The following is a 21486-nucleotide window of genomic DNA, read 5'->3' on the forward strand; positions in this document are numbered from 1 at the left end:
AAATCCGAAGGCTAAGATTCTGATGAGTGTCTGCTTATTAAATTAAAGGATTTTGTATCAGTCTTTTACCCTTTTGTATTCGTAGGCGAGGTATCCATTGTATCAGGCTAAAGAAAGCCCCAAAGTTCAGGTCTGAGATTCCTTTGTAGCTTTAAAGCGGCCAATTTGGAGGAATTCGGAGGAAGTGAAAAGATTGTGCTTGGAGACTGACATGACTTTGTGATTACATGGTCAATAATCTAAAAATCGGTGATTTCCCTGCCTCCAACCCTCCTTTGCAGGTCATCTTCACGGCATTTACGTCGTGAAATGGGCTGTTTTGAGGCTGAATTAAGTCTCAAAGACTTTGTTCAGGGTGCTGGTTCTCAACGAATTACGAATTTTACGCAAAGTTGTAACCCGGTCAGCATTTCCCGGCTGTCTCACTTGGGAAGCAACTGAACTCTTTACCTGCCACTCATATGAAAAAATCCCATCCGCAGCTCAATATCTCTGAGCAGATGATGCACACGATGCGCCATCGTTTGCGTCTGCCTGTGACGGTATTGATGCTCGCCTGCAACCTTTGCTGGACCTTGCAGAGCAATGGTGAGGTTTTGGTAAAATCAAACAGTGGCTCAAACACCTTTTTGTCTCCGACCGTGGTGCTGCCAGTCGCTCATTATGCGAACAATGCCGAGCCTACAGCCTCGGATATTTTGTTGTTTAAAAACGACATCACGGCTGCTTCCACCTTCCGTGTTTCCAGCATTGCCAACAGCATTTTGTCTATTCAGGGGTTGCAGATTTGGAACCCTGCTGGGGCTTTGACGATCCAAAATAACGCCAGCCAAAACCAGACGCTGCGCATTGGTTCCGCAGGCATTGACATGTCTCGCGCCACCCAGAATTTGGTAATTAACAACAACACAGGGGGTGTTTTGACTCTGGCGCTGGACAGTGCAGCCGCCGCGACTTGGAGTGTCGCTCAAGGGCGCACCCTGCAGGTGACATCTAACATCACCGGTACTAACACGGGCCTGACCATCAACCCTGGGCTCAATGGCCTGGGCGGCACCGTGAACCTCGGCGGAGCCAACACCTTCACGGGAGCCACCACCGTAAATAACTCGGCGTTGATTCTCGATTATACCAGCGCTGCCAACCGCATTGCCAGCGGCAGCAGCCTGAATCTGAATCGCGGAGCAGTCACGGTTCAAGGTAGCGCCACCTTCACACAGGCCGTAACCGGCTTGAATCTGGGCTCAGGCCTGAACCAGATTATTCGTGGCGGCACCACTGCCTCTCTCAATGTCGGCGCGATCACCCGTAGCAGCCCTGCTGCCTTGCTGAACATCGGTGCCGCAGGCTTCGTGACGACCAGCCAAGCTAATACGAATGGCATCCTCGGTGGTTGGGCTGTGGTGAACAACACAGATTGGGCTGTCGGTAACGGGGCCAGCACCATCACTGCTTTGGCTACCTACGTGGACCGCACGGGTGCCTGGACGGCTCCCCTTGCGACGGATAACGTGCGCGTCACTGGCGCTGTGACCGCAGCGACCACGGGCACGATCAATTCTCTGAAATTTAACACCGGTGCCTTCAACCTCACCCAAAATGCAGGCACCACACTGAACATCGCCTCAGGCGGTATTCTGAAAAATGATAACAATGCCACCACCATCTCTGGAGGTAGTTTGACCGCTGGCGGCACGGCGAATGGCACTGCGGATAGCCTTTACATCTGGCAGTCCCAGAACACCATGACCATCAGCTCCAACATCGTAAACAACGGTGCAGATGTGGTGAATCTGGTGAAAGCAGGTGCTTCAGACCTTGTTCTCAGCGGCACGGCATCCACTTACACTGGCACCACCACCGTGGCCAATGGCCGTCTCACCATCGGGAATGCTGGAGCCATCAATAAAGCAGGAAACATTGAAATCTACGGCAACTCAGGTGCGGATAACACCGGGAGTCTGCGCTGGAACACCACTACCACGGACACCATCACCGGGAACATCACGGGTGCCGCAGGCACAGATGCCCTCCGCCACACACTCCAGAAGCTGAATACGGGCGTTTTGATCCTTAATCCGACCGTTGCCAATACCTATTTCGGCAGCACTTTGATTGATGCAGGCACCCTTCGCGCTGGTAAAGCAGGGGCTTTTTCTGCCAATTCACGTTTCCAGTTTGCCAACGTGGCCACGGCCATTTTGGACCTTGCAGGCTTTAATAACACCATTCGCGGCCTCGCAGGCGGCGGCACCACGGGGGGCAGTGTCTCCTTGGGATCGGGCACGCTCACTCTGCAGAACCTGGAAAATGACGCCCTCAGCTATGCGGGTGTGATTTCTGGCACGGGCGGCGTCATCAAGGAAGGCGCAGGCACCCAAACCTTCACCACCAACCAAACCTTTACGGGCCCGCTGTCCGTCAACGAAGGTTTGCTCAGTACCTCGGGTTTAGCGACGACGAATGTGACTGTTCAGGCTGGCGGTATTCTCCAGCCTGCTAACCTCACCGCTGCCACGACCATCACAATCCAGGGGAACGGCATGCTGCAAATGAAAGTCGGCGGCAGTCTGAACGCTTCTCCCTCGGTCTCCCTCAATGGGCAGGGTTCCACTCTCCAACTGGCCACAGGAGTTACCCAGAGTTTCAATTCGTTCACCAGTGCAGAAGGTAGCCGTCTGGTGATGACCTCTGGCGTCGCTGATACGAATCTGACCTTCATTGACAATGGCGGCGCGACAAACATCATCCGAGGCGTCATCGGCATGAGTGGCACCACGGGTGCGGGCAAAGGGAACATCATCAAAGCAGGTTCCAACAATTGGGAGCTGGCTGGTGGCAATGCTTACAATGGTTCGACCACCGTCAATGGCGGTGACCTCATCATTTCCTCCTCAGCTCTGGTGGAAGTTCTTCCCGACCTTACCGCCCTCACTTTGGCCAATACGAGCGGTGTGGATTTCATTTTGAATGGCAAGACCGAAACCATCGGCTCCCTCAGTGGCGGTGGCGGCACTGGTGGTAACGTGAACCTGGGCGCAGGCCGCTTGACGGTGGGTGGCAACGGCACTTCAACCACTTACGCAGGCGCGATCTCTGGCGCAGGTTCCCTGGTGAAAACTGGCAATGGGGTCATGACCCTCAGTGGTGCGAATACCTTTACGGGCGGTCTCGAAATCAATCGTGGTACTTTGGTCTTGGATCGCACAGGCGGTAACACCCTTGCCAGCACGCTCCCTGTCACTCTCAGTGGCCTCAATGCACGTCTGGAAGTGAATGCCTCTCAGTCCCTCGGCTCTCTGAATAGTGGCCCTGGCACCACGGTGAAGGTCGCTTCCGGTGCGACTTTGACCACCACTCAGTCTGCCTCTGGCAGCGTGTTCATTTCAGGGGCAGGAGATACAGACACTCGCGTCATCCAGCTTGGAAGCATCGACGCTGCGGCAAATCTTCGCGTCGGCATGTCCGTCACCGGTGCCGGCTTGCCAGCGGGCGTTTACATCACGCAGATTCTGGCAGGAGACCAGATTTTGGTGAACCGCACCTTGGGTGCAGATTTCTCCAATCAGTTGCTGACCTTTGGAACCGCAGGTGAGATGTCAGGCGTCCTTGAGGGCGAGGGTAACTGGACCAAAGCTGGCACTGGCCGCACCGTTCTGGCGGCTAACAACACCTTGAGCGGCACCATGACCATCAGCGAGGGGACCCTCCAAGTGGGCGGCGTCACCACAGGTGGGCGCAACTGGACGCAGGATATCGTCGGCGATCAAGCGTCTCTAGTCTTCAGCGATACGAATTCGACCACCTTGAACTTTGCTGACAACGTGGCTGCAGCTTTGATTTATGAACGTATCGGTTCTATCGGTGGTGGGGTGAGTGCTACCAATATCAGCACCATCAACCTTTCCGGGACGAACGTTCACGCTCTTTTGGCTGTGGGCGGAAATAATACAACCTCCACCTTCAAAGGCACCATTTTAGGAGATGCTGCATCCGTCTTCGTGAAGGAAGGCGATGGTAAATTGACCTGGCAAAGTGACCGCACGGGATCCATGCGTGGAACCATTCGTGTGGAATCCGGTGGGTTAGCCATTACCGGGACCGAGGGACTGAACAGTGCTGCTCGCGTGGCCATCAGCAACAAACCTGGTGCCTATCTTGAGCTCAATGCCAATGTCTCACAAACAGTGACTTCACTGGTCGGCGGTGGCCGTGGTGCCGTCACGACTTACGCCAACGGCACCCTGGGTGCTTTGGGCGGGGCTTATTTAGGCGCGACGGGTGGTGAAGTCCGTTTAACGGATGCCATCACGACAGATCAGTCCATCCCTAACCTGACTCTGGACAGCCCGACGGCCAATGCCGTCTTTCGTTTTGGCGGTGCCGTTACAGGCACCGGAAATCTGGTGAAAGGGGGAGCAAATACCCTCGAATTGCTGGGTGATAACACCTACTCAGGTTTCACTTCCGTGGAAGCGGCTGCTGCTGCAAATACCACGAATACCCTGCGCCTAGGTGCTTACGGGACCAGTTCAGGCGTGGGCTCTCTGGCTTCCGGTGGTTACGGTAGCTTACCTTCCACGACGGCCCTAAACCTCGTGGCTGGCAATGGCGGTGCTGCCAATCGCAGTGTTGTGTTTGATCTGAATGGAGCTTCTCAAACTCTCGCCTCCCTCAGTACCTCTTTTGAAGGTGGTGGACGCACAGTCTTCATGCGTGGGGGCAGCCTCACCATTAACACCCAGCCTGGTGGCGTGTCGGGTACTTTCAGCGGGATTTTTGACGGTTTAGGCACCATCAACGTTCAGGCCACTCAAAATCAGGTGAGTTCCACAGACGGCTGGATCTTGACAGGTGACAATAACCTTAATCAAACAGGTTCTCTCAACATCTCTGGTGGCAAAGTCACCCTGAACCGTGTGGATGGAACTCTTGGAGATCGGCTCAATGTGACGGTGACTGGCACGGGCGAGTTATTTGCCCGGGAATCAGATGTTATCGGCTCGTTGTCCGGCAATGGCACTGTGACCATCGCCTCTGGTCACACACTGACACTCAGCGCAGCGCCAGTCGGTGGCGTAGCAGAAAATGCCTGGAGTGGCAATATTACGGGTTTGGGTGGCCTCACCCTGGCTCCTGGAGGAAGTATTCGCCTGACTACACCGCAGTCCTACTTGGGCAATACCACCTTAAATACCAATTCGGCGCTTTACCTTGATTACGGCACTACGGCTCAGGACCTTCTGCCTGGAGCACTCGTTTTGAATGGCGGAAATATTTTCCTCAGCGGCAGCACCGGCCAGACCATCGCTTCTACGACCATCGGCAGTGGTGTCACTTCCATTTCGACTCAGTTAAATGCTCCTGCGGCAAGATTGCAGTTGAACGCCATCAACCGTGATACGCTTACCCTCCCGAGTGGAATTAACCCTGGCTCCGGTGGTGGGGTTCTCCAAATTCGCGGAGCTTCGGCTTCCACCTCAGTGACAGCCCAAAATGGTATTTTGGGAGGTTATGCCACCTATCATGCGGTGGATGCCAATGGCAACCCTGTCGTTACCTGGGCCAAGCCTAATGGTGCCAATGTGCCTATCAATGGTTACACCGCCTATACGACGGACTTTGCTTTAGCGAATAATAACAACATGGATGTCAACCTTGCGAATGCGGAGTTCGCTGTGGCAGGCACCATTGGTTCCTTGCGTTTCAACGCGCCTGCATTGGTAGATCTTTTCATCGGTGGGGAGAGTGGTACTGCCGCCACCCGCATTCAGTCCGGTGGTATCCTTATCACTCCGAATGTAGGACCTAACAATGTGAGCATCACAGGGCTAGAGGCCAGTGCATCCATCACGGGTGGCGACAGCGGTTTCCGTGTCCGCCGTGAACTGATCGTTCACCAGCACAACACTCGCGGCACTTTCACTATCAATGCGCCGATTGTGGATAACGTTCAGGCCACTCGCCTCACCAAGGTTGGTCAGGGGACTTTGATTTTGACTCAGCCCAACTCATACAGCGGCCAAACCAGCATCCTGGCTGGGGTTTTGGAGTTGGCCTCCGCTGAGGGTGGGGGGCAGGGTTCGCTTGGAAACATCAGCGGCAGTTTTGCCATCCAAAACTTTGGATACCTCTCCTTCAATCGTGCTGGAGCCAATGACACCTATGAAGTGATCAATGACATCATCGGAACGGGGGCCCTGCGTAAAATGAACACCGGCACGGTCATCCTTAGAGGCTCAAACAGCACTTACACGGGGCCGACTCAGGTCCTTGGAGGTAAACTCTCGGTTGGCTCAGATCGCGCCTTGGGTTCCACCTCAGGTCTGACCAGCGTGGCGCCGAGCGGTATTCTAGAACTTCGTGGTATCAATAGCCCGGAATCTGTTGTTCTAGAAGGCGGCACCCTCTCCTCAGCCATCGGGGCATCCACTCTTTCGGGTTCTCTGACTCTCACTTCCTCCAGCACTCTGGTGGCTCCAGACTCGAACTCAGATCTCGTCCTCGCAGGTCTTGTGACCGCATACCCCGGCAGCACATTGACGATTTCTGGCAATGGTTCAACGGGAGGCAAAGTCATTTTGACGAATGCCAATAACCAGATCGGCAACGTCAATGTGAATGCCAATACTTCTCTTCAGGTTGGCAACAACACTCCAGGTTGGGTTGGGCGTGGTGTCATCACCACCAATGCCGCCAGCAGCGGAGTCATCACAAATACCAACAACTCCCAGCTTGTCTTTGGCACTAAAATCACTGGCTCCGGGAATTACACGCAGGCACGTAACACGGTCTTTTTGACCCAGGATAATGATTATACAGGCACCACGACCGTGGGTGGGAACGGTGTGGTGGGGGTGCTCAACAGCGTAGCAAACCTTCGTGTGGGGATGGATACTTACACGGGGTCCATCGGCACTGGCAGTGTCACGATCCAGGCCGGAAACGGTGGCGACAGCTGGTTGCGTTATCACTTGCTGAAAAGCGTCCAGATCGCCAATAACATCACCATCAATCCATTTTTGGAAGGGGCCACGCCTCGCGCCGCAGGGTTCAACCGTTTCAGCCTCGGTTCCATTGAGTTGAAAGGCAGCATCACCGCTGGCCCGCACGGCATCGGCACCCAGCGTGCATTCTTGCAAACGGAAGGTGGTGGTAAAATGACCGTCGCGGGCGTCATCAACGATGGAGAAACCAATGCCCTGAACATCGTGAACAACGGCTTCATGGTTTTTGCCAATTCTAACGCCGCTCACAGCCAAGATCTGTGGGGTGTCATCAGCGGTGGTGGTAACTACACTTTTAGAAGTGCTGGCACCATCACCCTCAAAGGGATCAATACCTTTAACTCCTCTAACTTCATCCGCTCTGGCACCGTCATTGTGGACAATGCCCCTGCTGTTGGACAGACCTTAGGCTTGGGACTCAATGACGACAATGACTTCTACTTGGCCCGTGGCGCGGAACTCCAGTTTAATTACGATGAAATCACAGGAGCTTTGGGGTTACTGAGTGGATCAACCGTGCGGTTGAACAATGGTGCCGCGCTCACTCTGGATGATGCGGTGGCAATGGGAAGCTATGGTAACTTCACCGGAGATGGTACGCTCAATCTCACTGCCAATGGTGGCGCTGCTTGGTTGGGGCTTTTCGGCACCAATGACCTTTCGACGGCAGCCAACATCGGCAGCACGAACCAGCAGACCACAGTTCGTATCAATAGCCTTCCCGCCACAGGCACAGCAGGTTCTTTGGGCACAAATTACAATGTCAATCTAGGCGTTGCAGGTGGCACCGGTGAAACCCGTCTGGAATACATGGGGCCTGGCGAATCTACAGATCGCGGCATCAACTTGAGCGGTGGTGCCAGTGTGGTCCGCATTGCTGGCAGCGGAAAAGGAGCCCTTATCTTGGATGGGCCTATCAGCATCACCAGCCCAGGAAACAAGACTCTGCATCTTCAAGGCCAAACCATTGGCAACACCGTCAACGGTATGATTGACGAAAGCAGCAACGTTATTTCCCTGGTGGTCAACCAAGCTGCTGGTAACACCGACATGAACGGCCTTGGCCGCTGGATCTTGACCAATGCTGCTAATAACTTCAGTGGCAACGTGACTGTGGATCTCGGCGTCTTGGAGCTTGCCGGAAATCTTGGTTCTGGAAATGCCGCTAGCAGCGTGTTCGGTGACATGACCACCACTCGTGTCATCTCTCTTGGAACGGGTAACTTCGATGGTCGTAAGTTCGATGTTTTTGGTGGGGGTGATAACTTAGGCGCAGCTTCAGGATTGGGATCCACGGGCAGCATCGTCTTCAATGACCCGAATGTTGGCACCGCTACTTTTGGGACTAACATCAGGTTTGTGCAGCCCTATAACAGCACCACCAACCCTGGGAATGGTGAGTTGGTCAACAATGGCAACAAAGTGCTTGTCTTTAATGGGACCTTCACTGCTGGAGACAGCGGTAACCGTAACTGGATCTTGGATGGCACCAACACTGGAACCAACACCATCAATGGCGTCATTTCAGACACTCTGACGACGGGTGGTAACACGGTGGGGATCTTGAAGGAAGGCCCTGGAACCTGGAGACTGGCAGGGGCCAATACTTATGAAGGCACTACCACCGTTGCACGTGGGGTCCTCGAACTTTCAGGTGGATTGGCTGTGTTTGACAACGGCATTATCAACCTCAGCAATGCTGGTTCTGATGGCTCCTCCGTAGGCGGCGCGACTGTGCGTGTACTTCAGTCAGAAACCATCGGTGGTTTGCAGGGGAATGTCGGCACCACGGTGGACATCGCCGCTGGCCAATTGCTGACCGTGCGCAACGCCACGCAGACCTACAACGGACAGGTCACCGGCAACGGTGGATTTGTTCGCACCAACAACGATGGCAATGCCCGAGACACGACCTTCACGAACCTGAACACCTATGCCGGGCCGACTCGCATCATCAACAATGTGACCAACCAGGTAAGCAACCGCATCAACATCTTCTTCTTGGCCAATGGCGGTCAGGCGAGTGGGATTGGCGCGGCATCCAGCTCTGCATCAAACTTAGTGCTGGATAACGGCACTGGTGGTGGTGGTCTGCGCTGGTTGGGCTCGAACAATCAATCCACCGATCGCCTCTTCACCCTGGGGGCAGGCGCTGGTGCTGGGGCTATCTGGGGAGATGGCCAGGTGTTTGGCGACTTCGCACCTGCCATGAGCTTCACAAATCCAGGAGCTATCGCTTTCGTCACCTCCAATACCAACCAGACACTGACTCTGCGCGGCGGCACGGTTTCCGATAATACGTTTGCGCCTTTGCTCTCCAACAATGGCACCGGCATTACTTCCCTCAGCAAGGTGGACGGTGGTATGTGGGTCCTTACCAATGCCAACACCTACACAGGCACCACCACCATCAGTGGCGGCACCTTGGCCATCACCAATTCTGCAGCACTCGGCACCGGGGCCATCTCCCTGGCGGGTGGTGCAGGCACAGGTTTGCAGCTCCGCGGTGGATTGACCATTACTCAGGGCCTGACCAATACCGTCAGTGACGGCACTCTGGTGGCAGCCTCTGGCATCAATACCTGGAATGGCGCCATGGCCCTCGGCGGCTCCAACGCCAATTTCCGTGTTGGGGTGAACGAAGGTGCAACTCTCAATATCACCAGCGCCATCACAGGTTCTGTCGGCACTTCCCGCCTCATTAAGTTTGACCGTGGAACTCTGATGTTCAGCGGAAACAATACCTTCACCGGCACCACCAACGTCGCTGGTGGCACCCTGATCCTGAACTATGACACCACAGCAGGCGGCACAAACAGCAGCAAGCTGGCAGATGCGAGCGGCAGCAACCTGGAGCTAGGCTTCTCGGGTGCCAGTGGAAGTGCTGGCATCACTACTGGTCTTGGTGCTGACAATGATGTGGGCGGGCAGACCTACCAGCCCGCTTTCGCAGGCGGTACTTTGGTTCTTTCGGGCGGTAGCCATACGGAAATTGTCGCAGCTACCACTCTGAACAATGGGGCGAACCGTGTCATCCGCAATGGTGGCACCTCCGTCCTTCAGATGGGCCTCATCACCCGCGCTGCTGCTAACAATATCAACGAATTTGGTACCATTGATTTCAGCGCGGCGGGTATCGCTACGACCAGCACGGTGAACTCCAGTGGTGGCATCTTGGCAAATACCGGCACCAACACCCTGAGCGGTGCTTACGCTACGATTGATCGCACCAACTGGGCTGTGTCCGCTGCGTCCGGCACAAACATTCTCATCAATGCTCTGGCGAGCTACAGCGCCAATACCTTTGCTGCGAATGCGAATACGGACATCACCAGTGCCTCTGTCAATGCAGCGGCCAATGCCACCACGCACACCCTTCGTTTCAATACGAACAATGGCGGCACCACCACCCTGAACTTGGCTGGCATTCTTTCTCTGGAAACAGGGGGCATTCTGGTCACTAAAAACATCACGGACAACATCGTCATTGATGGTAGCGCTGGCAGCCTCCGTCGCTCTGGCAACACTGCGGGTTTGGATACCATCATCCACCATTACGGATCTGGTCTTCTGACCATCAATGCAGTCATCGCTAACAACACCAACGCCCAAGCTCTGACTAAGACTGGCACGGGAACACTGGTTCTGAATGCTGCTAATAGCTACACTGGCCGTGTCAACATCCAGCAGGGGATCGTTCAAGTGGGCGACGGCACTGCTGCAACGAGCGCAGCCCGCTTAGGTGGCGGTAACAATGCTCTCAGCATGGCTGATGGGGCGACGCTGCGCCTGAATGTGGCGAATTCCAATCTTGAGTTCGCACTCGGAACCATGAGCGGTGGCGGCACCCTGCATTTGGCTGCGACCAATCAATCCATCCTGAATCTCAGTGCTGACAACGGCAACTGGGTGGGAGACATCCTTGTTCAGGGCGGTGTCCTGCGGATCCGCGGTAACAACAACGCACTTGGAAACCTTCGCGGCATTACCACCATCGAATCTGGCGGTCGTCTCGATATCAACGGTTCCAACCAGAGTTTTGCCGAGCGTATCACCTTTAAAGAAGGTGCTTTGTTCACCGTCACAAACAATGGCGCAACCAATTCCAGTGCGACGATTTCGGGCATCCTGACTCTGCAAAATACCACCACCGCAGGTCTGGCTGTGAATGTGGGCACCAGTCAGGCGCTGACCCTTACGGGTCTCATTCGTGGTAGCAATGGCTTTACCAAGACGGGTAATGGGATCCTGAACCTGAGTGCAAACCAGATGCAGGATCTCCTCCCTGGAACGACACCGGGTACCAGCGTTCCAAATACCAATCCGGCTTTGCTCGGTCAGGTCATCATCGCCGGTGGTGAGGTGCGCCTGGGCAATGCTCGTGCGCTCGGGGCTACGGGCGTGGGTAATGAAACCATCGTGCAGTCAGGTGCCTCTCTTGACCTTCGTGGCCAGGCCTTGAACTTTGCTGACGATCCATCCCTCACGCGTGAAGTCATCCGTGTGAATGGAGCTGGTTTCAATAACCTTGGTGCTTTGAAAAACACCAGTGGTCTTGGAGTGGTTTCCTCGGTGGTTTTCGATGGCAATACCACCTTGAGTGGCGGCGGTTTTGTGAATAGTTCCCGCTTGGTGGTGGCTCCGTTTGATACCAATGAGAACGTTGGTTCTAACTTTGCTGGCAACCTCACTCGCACTCAGTCGGTGATTGACGGTAAAAATGCTGACTTGGTCATTTTGGGAAGTTCTACGGCCAATGATGCCAACGGCGTCGGCGTGACCTTCCGCGACCCAAACTTCACCAGCGCACTTAACTCTATCAATGTCCGTGAAGGCACTTTCCGTATCGAGCAGGAAGCCGGCTCGAATGCAAACTTCAATGGTCTCACCACCAGCAACGTGACGAACGGCATCACGGTTGGTTACGGCGGCGCTACTTTGGCTGACCACACCAACTCTTCCCTGGGCGTGGGTCCGAATGTGGGCGCTCGGTTGAATTTCTACCGTAACTGGAACACGAGCCACAGTGTGAACATCACCCTGGATGGTGAGCTAGCCAAAACCAATTTGGGCGTCAACTACATTGACATGGGGAACGATGCCACCATCCCGAACCCTCGCACCTACCTCACGGGCACCATCACCCTGAAGGGAGATGCGGACCGCAACGTGTTCCACATTGATGCAAGTGCCATTCAGCAGACTCTCGGAGAGCAAGGGAACCTGACGGGTACCATCCAGTCCAAACTCGTCATCAATGGCCCCCTCGTGGGCACGGGTGGGTTCACCAAAACGGGTGCTCGCGAACTTCGTTTGACGGCTAACAACACCTTCTCTGGCAATGTCAACGTTCTGCGTTTCATCACCGCAGCGGTGGCTTGGCAGGATAACCTTCAAAACATCAACGGTGTGGACTACCAGACCCTCGGGGATGCTGAAGCCTGGGCTGAATGGGGCGTCACGCTTTCTGGTTCCAATGGCCGCCTCTCTGGCACTCAGAACATCAATCTTCAGCGTCGTGGTTTGATCACCCTGGACAATACCAACCGCCTGGATGCCAGCAGTGGTGCGGGTGTCGTAGGTGGTAATAACAACGACCGTATCAACAACTCAGCCAGCATCAACTTCGACCACGGCTGGCTGAAGCTCATCGGTGGCACCAGCAACAACTCCGAATCTTTGGCCACTCTTGATGGCGCGAAGATCAACGTGCGTTCTGGCTCCAACATCTTTGACATCATGCCTACGGATGGGGCCAATACCGCGATCAATCTCACGATTGGCGAGATCACACGTAGCTCTGGAGCTGTCTTGCAGTTCAATAACCTGGACTCAACCTCTAAGTTTGGCACGACGACCGGACCTGAAAGTGTGCGTATTACGCTCAACACTCTGGGCACCTTGGCACAGTCCGGTGACAGCAATAGCAGCACCGCCTCTGTAACAGATAAAAACGTCGTCATCGGTCTTCTAGGTGGCATCATGCCTCATCAATACCTGAGCGACGTTCGTCAGTTCGGTTACAACAACGCCAGCGCTTCGGATTACTATAACCAGGGTCGCAACCAGCAGTTCATCACCGCTTCCCACTTCATGACTTATGACTCGGTCACGAAGATCCTGCGTCCTCTGGATGACTCTGAGTATTACACCCCGACCAACGGTCTTCTGGACAATACGCCGAATGGCTCTCTGAACCAGAACGTGAATCTGAGCGATGCCTTTGCCATCGTCCGGGATAATACCTCCATCAACTCTCTGCGTTTTGGCCCTCTGGCTGACAACAATGGCGATGGCCTGACGGGCACCCCCATCAATGACCGCACCACTTTGACCAGCGTGATTGATGCACACGTCCTCCAACTCTATGTGGATGGCACGCTGAACATCAACTCTGGCATGATCAGCAGTGGTTATTTCACCACGGGTAACAACCAGAACAACGGCACTCACACGTTGATCGCCGGTGGTACGCTGAACTTCGGCAATCGCGAAGCGATTATCAATAATCAGAACGCCATCATTCGTTCGACCGATGGTGTGGTAGCCACAGGTAACTTGGAAATCCGCTCTGGCATTGCCGGTTCGGGTGGATTGTTAAAGACCGGTATTGCTCAGGTAGTGCTGGATGGACGCAATACCTACTCTGGCATTACCACTGTCAGCAATGGTAGCCTTTTCCTCCGCAGCGGGCGTCAGGCCCTGGGCGCAGGTGGTGCTGGCAATGGTGTGGTCATTGAAGGCATCGGCACCCTGAACTCCGGTGGTGGCATCCAGGTGGGTACCCCGACAGCCTATGAAAACTTCCTCGTGAAGGCTCTGCAGGCGAACCAGTATGTAATGCGTGTGGACAATGATCTTACCAATTGGTACTCCAACTTGATCATTGATAACGTGGATGCTGCTGGGCAGGTGCTCTTCACCCCCCTCGTCCGCACAGACAATGCTGCGACTGCGATTATCAACGGTAACATTTACGGCGGTGCGACGGCCGTCACCAACGATGTGCTAGCCATTGATTCTCGTATCGTCCAATTTGAAGCGGCGGGTAACAACGTGTATCACTTCCGTGGCCAGTTTGGAGACCGGGGAGATGCTAACGGCAATGCTCTACCCATTGCAGATCGCATCTCGACTCTGCCCACCGTGGCGGGCACCCGCACGAACGAGAATGAGGTGCTCCGGGTCAATTTCTCCGGCGCAGGGGATTCGAACTTTGTCATGGACAAGCAGTACAATGCTGCAGGTCGTCTGACGGTGATCCAGGGCAACGTCCTGGTGAATTATGACCCTGCTGATCCAACTCTGGATGGCTCGGGTTTCTATACGAATTCCGCGATTTCCAAGATCCCGAATGCAGATTCAAACACCACTACCTTCGCGGTAAATGGTGGCACTACCCAGCAGGGTTTTGTTCTTGGCACCACGGCAAACAACGGCACCAGCTCATTGTTCCTAACTAAACCTGGTCAGGTCTTTAACATGGCATCTTGGACTGCCACGGGCTCGGGCCTGAAGTGGGTGGGTGGACTTAACGAGTCGGGTGAAGTGCGTTACGGTAGCTCTACTGCCACGGGTAACTTATCCATCGGTAGCATTGCTCTCCGTCTCTACTCCGCAGCCGGAGGCACTGTGGTCTTTGATCAGCGCCTGACGGGTAACCCTGGAACTTTCCCTGATAACCTGAGCTTCTTGAAAGTGGGCCGCGGTACCGTGGTGCTGCAGAACTCCACGAATGCCACGGCATCAGACTCCAGCTTCGAAATCGCTGGGGGAACGTTGGTTCTGGATCACAGCGGTCAAAACGTCGCTCGCGTTGGCACCCTGAACGCCCGCTTTAGCGGTGGGGTGGTACACGCGCAGTCGAATCTCGCAGCCGCTACCACCATCGGTTATGCCTCGAACAGCGGTGCGGATAACACCCTGCAACTTCGTCCGGGTAGCACCGAACTCATCGCTGAAGGCCGTGGCACACGTGTGATGACGGTGAACGTCGGCAATACCAATGCGAACAACAACCGCTCTAACTTGACGCGCGATGTGGGCTCCACGTTGAACTTCGTGGAAGCCATCACCGGCAATGGCAACGGGATCATCAACCTGAACTTCAATAACTTTGCCAACGCAGCGGTGCGTAACCGGATCATCTCCTGGGCCACCTACGGCAACACGGCGCGTGAGGCTCTTGATTTTGCCATGGCAGATTCCGGCGCGGGCAACCGCGTGAAGGCCATCAATCGTGTGGCGGGTGAATACCTGAATGATGTGAGCGCCTGGCAGACAGGGATGGATGTTTCTGAAAATGGCGCTGCTGGCTTCTTTGGTGCCCTGACGGGTACCAAGATCCTCAACACCGTCCGTTTCGATACGGCTGCAGATAGCCTGGTCACCATCGGGGGCGGGCAGGCCTTGACTCTGTCTGGCGACGGCATCGCCGGGGGTATCCTCGTCAGCAGCAATACTGGGTCTTCGAACAAGACGATCAATGGCGGCTCCATCAATGCCTTCAATGCCAACTACACCGGTGGCACCACGGTAAATAGCAACGTGATCACCAATGTGTCTTCGACGGCGAATCTGACGGTGGGCATGCCAGTTACCGGTTCCGGCATCCCTGCGGGTACCTTCATCACAGCCATCATTGGCAACTCCATCACCCTTTCCGCGAATGCCACGGCGACGAATGCTTCGGTGGCACTTAACACTGCTACTCCGGAAATCATTCTTCACCAGTATGGCAAAGGCACCTTGAATATCGGTTCTACGATCTCTGAGGCTACGCCAAGCAGCACGACCAACCTGACCATCGCTGGTCCTGCCACTACGGCACCTGGCCAGTTTGGCACGACCGGTGTTGTTAAGCTGACGGGTAACAACACTTATCGCGGCTCTACCTACGTGAACGGGGCGGTGCTCGAAATCTCCGATACTTCAGCTCTGGGTGTGAACCCTTCTAGCCTGACGAACAGCCGCCTAGTTCTCAATGGAGGTTCCTTGCGCTGGACGGGCGGCATTGGTTCTCTGGATAATCGGGGAGTCGCTCTCCATGGCGGCGGTGGTGTGATTGATGTGGTGAATTCGTATGGCAATCTTGTGATCGGCCATGAACTGGCCAGCACCCAAGGTGCCCTTATCTCTCAGGAAATCTTCCGGGGTGACTTGATCAAAATGGGCGCAGGCTCGCTCACCTTGCTGGGCAACAATGCGACGTTCCAGGGTCTGATGGATGTGCGTGAAGGCAGCCTCGTCGTCATGGCCGACACGGGCAATGCTGGAACTGGCACTACGACCGTGCTGGGATCCAACCGTTCCTGGGCAGATGGCACCATCCTACGTTCTGGAGCCAACCTTCAGGCCTTCCTTGGGAACGGCAACAACGGTGGGGACTGGAACATTGATGAGTTCTTCACCTTCGAAGGAAATAACACCTTCACCTACGGTGGCCTGCTGGACATCAACGCTCCTATCGCCGCGACCCTGAATTCAAGCCAGTTCAACCTGGGCGTTCGCCGCCCGCTGAATTTGAATGGTGTCCTTGATGTCAAAGGAACTACTACCTTTGACGTGGTACCAAGCTCAGTCCTTCGCTTGAACAACGGCTCGGGTTATCTTACCGGATCTGGCGATATCGTCAAAGATGGTCAGGGCCGCCTTGAGTTCCGTGCCAACGTTCCTGACTGGACCGGAAATCTCGTCATCAAGCAGGGCCTCGTTTATGCAGCGAACCAAGCAGATGTCCTGGGCCGTGGTTATGCCTCTGGCAAGACCATCACGCTGGGCTCCACTGATCGCCAAGGCACAGCGGAGTTGCTTATCCTTAGCCCTGACACAAATAACCAAGGGTGGGAGTTCGACATCAACCATGACATTGATGTCGTTTACAACCCGGCTCAGACCAAGCGCCTCGGCATTGATGGCATCGCCAACGGTAACTTGGTCAGCTACAATGGGGACATCACCCTGAATGACAGCCTCATCCTGCTGATCCGTGATACCAACAACGCCACCGGGGGCGAGCAGTCTTATGTGAACTTCAACGGTAACTTCCGTGACGGTACGACCACCAGCGGTAACTTGGTGATCCAGACGGATGACGCCGATGGCGGTCTCAATGGCTCCCCAAACCTCGTTCGTGGTTACGGTTACGCTGTGCTGAATGGCGACAACAGCGCGTGGACGGGTGATATCACCATCGGTACCAATGCCTCTTATAACCACGACAACACGGCCATCCTCCGCTTCGGCAATCAGAAAGCGCTGACGGCTGCGAATGATGTCACGATGAGCTTCAATAGCATTCTCCAGGCAGGTGGGCAGAATGTGACGATCGGTAACCTCACCACCCAGGGTGGTGTGGGAGCCTTCTATGGTGATGTCGGCACGGCCTCCACCACAAGCGTGGGCAGCTCTGAAATCATCGAAAACGCCTCTGCTACGGCGGCTACCCTCACCATCAGCCAGACCACACCAGTGAGTTATGAAGCCTCGTGGGATGCCTTCATTCGTGACGGCACGCTGAATAGCCTCTTCTTTGCTCCAGGGGCAAATACTCAGCAGAAGAGTGCGGCTCTCAGCATCACCAAAGCAGGCAATGGCTGGGCTACCCTGAGCTTGGACAATGACTACTCTGGCACCACGACCGTCCAGGCCGGTATTCTCCAGGTGGGCCGCAATGGCATCGGCGATACGGGCACCAGCCCGACTGCAGGCAATGCACTGACCCTCATGACACAGGTCCTCAATGGCGGCACCATCGCCGGAACCGGGATCATCCAGGGCAAACTGACCGTGGCTGCTGGCGGCACGTTGAAAGCGGGTGACATGGGTGGTAACACCATTGGTACTCTGGCTGTGAGTGGTGACGCCATCTTCGCCAGCGGCTCGAATGCGCTCTTCCAACTGCGCAATGCCACCTACAACAACCCTGGCGCTCTCACCGCTACAGACACCAACTATGGTTTCTGGCGCGACAACGTGGTGACAGACCAGTTCTCCAGCGCACTTAACAACTTGGTCACCACCGCCCAGCACGACATGCTCACAGCTACGGGAAGCATCAATTGGGCTCCAGGCATGAAGATCACCGTCCAGAATGATGGTTATACGCCAAAAGCTGGCGATGTCTTCCGTCTCTTTAAAGGGGCAGGTTATGTGGGCGATATCAATGTCGGACCCGTCCTTCGTTCGGGTGGTGAATCCGAGCTTTTAGGCCTGGACCTCATTTTGTTTGCCTTGGGGGGTAACCTTCTCTGGGACGTCAGCCTCTTCAATGACTACGGCATTGTGATGGTGGTGGAGTCTGACACCGCTGTGCAGTCCATCTCACCTCCGATCATCACGCAGCAGCCACAGACCAACCAGAGCCAAACGGTGAAGTTGGCACCTGGCACCCTGGTCACCTTGAGTGCTCTGGCAACCACGGACGGGGCTCCAGAGAACCTGCGTTATCAGTGGTTGCTCAATGGCCTGCCTGTGAATGCTCCTGGATCGACCTCTCCGACGTTTACATTCCCAGCTAGCTTCAATAGCAAGGGTGTTTACCGTCTGGCAGTGACCAATGAAGGTGGCACCACACTCTCTTCGGTGAATAACCTTATCACCGTGATGGTGGAAGACGTGCCGGATATCACCTTTAACAATGTCGTCGCTCCTGTGGCCCCAGGCGGTAGCCGCACCTTCTCCGTAACCGTTTCCGGTGAAGCGACCAAACCGAATGGCCAGCCTGGTTTTGATTACCAATGGTACAAAGATGATGTAGCGATCGAAGGCGCGAATTCGGAATCTCTTGCTCTGACCAATATCGATGAAGAAGACGAAGGCTACTACTACGTAGTCGTCACCAACATCGCTGGCAGTGACACCAGTGCAGAGGCCTTCCTGGATGTGGTGGACCCAATCTCCAATGTGGTGGTCACCGTGTCTCCTGCCGATACCTATGTGGGCCAGGACATCCGCTTTGATGTGACTCACCTGGGTGGCGGTACCCTGACTTACCAGTGGAAGCGCAATGGGTTTAACATCCCCAATGAAACGCGGTCCTTCCTGACCCTTCCAAATGCGCAGTTGATCTCCGAAGGGAATTACACGGTGACGATCACCTCGACAGTGGGCGGTTCGGTGGCCAGCACGGCGACTAGCACTCCGGTGCAGCTTACCTTGCAGGCTCCACAGCCTGAGATCCGCACGGCACCACGTTCCCAGACCGTGCTGGCTGGACAGCCCTTGGATCTGAAAGTCATCGCACGTGGACGCCCAGTCCTGCGTTACGCCTGGAAGAGAAACAATGTGGTCGTCGCGAACGCGACCTCGGCCGATATCTCGACAGCCGTTTCGACCGTCGCACAGGGTGGCACTTACATCGTAGAAGTGTCCAACTCGGTCGGTAAGACCAGCAATGCCATCGCACCGCTGACCCCGGCCGAAGTGGTCGTGGTGGACAGTGGCAGCCGCTACCTGCCAGTGGGAGTGGGAGCACCAGCCACCTTCACCGCCCTGGTGGGTGCTGGGCCTAAGACCCCGCTTACCTACAAATGGAAGCGTTACTCCACTCGCACGGTCGTAATCGGCCCAGGTCCAGATGAAGTCGAAGGCACGGAAGATGACGAAATGGGCCCTGAAGAGTATGAGGTGCTTACCTTCCCAGCGGGAACGACGGGCATCGAAACTCGCGTCATGAAGATCGCGAAGGCGGCTGTCGCTGACAGTGACATCTACCGTTGTGAAATCTCTGGTCCGGTCGGTCCTCCAGTCATCGGCAGTGAGTACGATCTGCGTGTGTTTACCGAAGCGCCTCAGTTCGTCGGTGGTGCAACGACCATTAACTTTGATACGGGTCTCATCGGTCGCGACTACGACTTTACGGTGCCTGTGAATCGTGCGGACGAAGCCAAATCTCCAGACAAGATCACCGCAACAGGTCTGCCTCCAGGCCTGAAGATTGATCCGATTTCTGGCCGTATCACGGGCAAGCCTACGGCAACGAAAGTGGGTGGCTACAATGTCGTCGTTACATTGGCGAATAAGATCGGCAAGGTGACTGCGACGGGCACGATCGTTGTCAATGATCTGATGCTGACCATCCCAGGTGCCTGGGTCGGTTTGGTGGATCGTCACCCCGTCCTGGGTGCAGGCTTGGGTGGCCGTGTGGAACTCACGGTGACGACCAAGGCGACCTACACGGGTAAGCTGATCCTGGGTGCGACGACTTACAGCTTCAGCGGGCCGCTGAATGTGAATGGCGCTGCGCCCACGGGCTCTGTCTTTATCAAGCGCACGGGCAATCCGCTGCCGGATCCACTGCGTCTGGACTTTGTGCTGGACCCTGCCAACAACACCATCACAGAAGGTACCATCACCGATGGCTCCAGCACGGTGGGCTTTGATGGCTGGCGCCAGATCTTCAGCAAAACGGTGCCTGCCTCGACCTACACAGGTTACTACACGATGGCGCTTGGCCTCAGTGATGACAGCCCGCTGATGAATGAAAACGGCTCCGCCACAGTTCCTCTGGGGGCAGGCTACGCCGCCTTCACCGTCGCAGCCGATGGCAAGCTGAGCATGGTCGGCAAAATGGCGGATGGTGAAGCCTTCACCAATGCGACCTTTGTGGGTCCAGACGGTGAGCTCGCTGTGTTCCAATACCAGTATAAAGCCCTGAAGCCCGGCGGCTCCGTGCTCGGTCAGTTCCGCATTGACGACAAGGACGATACCGATCTGCTGAACTCAAACAATACCCTGGATGGTTCAGCGACCTGGGTGCGCCCAGCCAGCACGAAGGTGACGGATCGTACCTTCCGCGCAGGATTCGGCGTCGCCAGTGCTCCCGTCAGCACTCCAGTGCCGATCGTTGCGATCGGCGGGCGTTACGATGCTCCTGCCGCTGGCAAGGTGGTGCTGGATATCCCAGAACCTCTGGTGCCGGTAAACAATGCCTCCATTGACTTCTTCAACGGCGGTGACTTGAACTACGCCTACACCTCCTTTGGTCAGAACTATGTTTCCATGAACCCCGACGTGAATGTTGCGGTCATCAAGGGCAGTAAAGTGACCATCTTGAAGGAAAATGTGGCGGCTAATGTCACCAAAACAGCCATGACGGCGGTGCCTAAGACAGGGCTTCTCAGTGGTTCCTTCACCACGAAGGATTTCAACCCTCGCTTCCCGCTGAAGCCTGATTTCATCACCCGTGCCGTGAAATTCCAGGGCGTGATCATCCGTGAGGAAGGTCAGCTGATCGGGGTGGGTTACTTCCTGCTGCCACAGTTGCCTAACCAGGCTGCTGGCACCACGGACAAAACCTCGCCGTTCTATTCCGGCCGCTTCGTTTTCGAGCCGCTGCAATAAGTCAGTGCTGAAAAGAGGCCACCTGCTCCGGCAGGTGGCCTTTTTTTTATAGTGAGACCCAGGGTAGGGGAAGTGGGGAGACTATCTGCGGTAACCCAAGCTTGCGCCGGGCATCATTCTTGCTCCCTTCGAGACT

Annotated in this window: 1 protein-coding gene; it reads left to right on the top strand. The window is 55.4% G+C overall.

Annotation, left to right across the window (positions count from 1 at the left end):
• Window positions 1-461: 461 nt before the first annotated feature.
• Window positions 462-21350 carry an autotransporter-associated beta strand repeat-containing protein gene (locus tag HNQ64_RS15140; protein WP_184210074.1) on the top strand — a complete coding sequence of 6963 codons (20889 nt, stop codon included), beginning with the start codon at window positions 462-464 and terminating at the stop codon, window positions 21348-21350.
• The last annotated feature ends 136 nt before the right edge of the window (window positions 21351-21486 follow it).

The organism is Prosthecobacter dejongeii, assembly GCF_014203045.1.
Taxonomy (GTDB): Bacteria; Verrucomicrobiota; Verrucomicrobiia; order Verrucomicrobiales; family Verrucomicrobiaceae; genus Prosthecobacter; species Prosthecobacter dejongeii.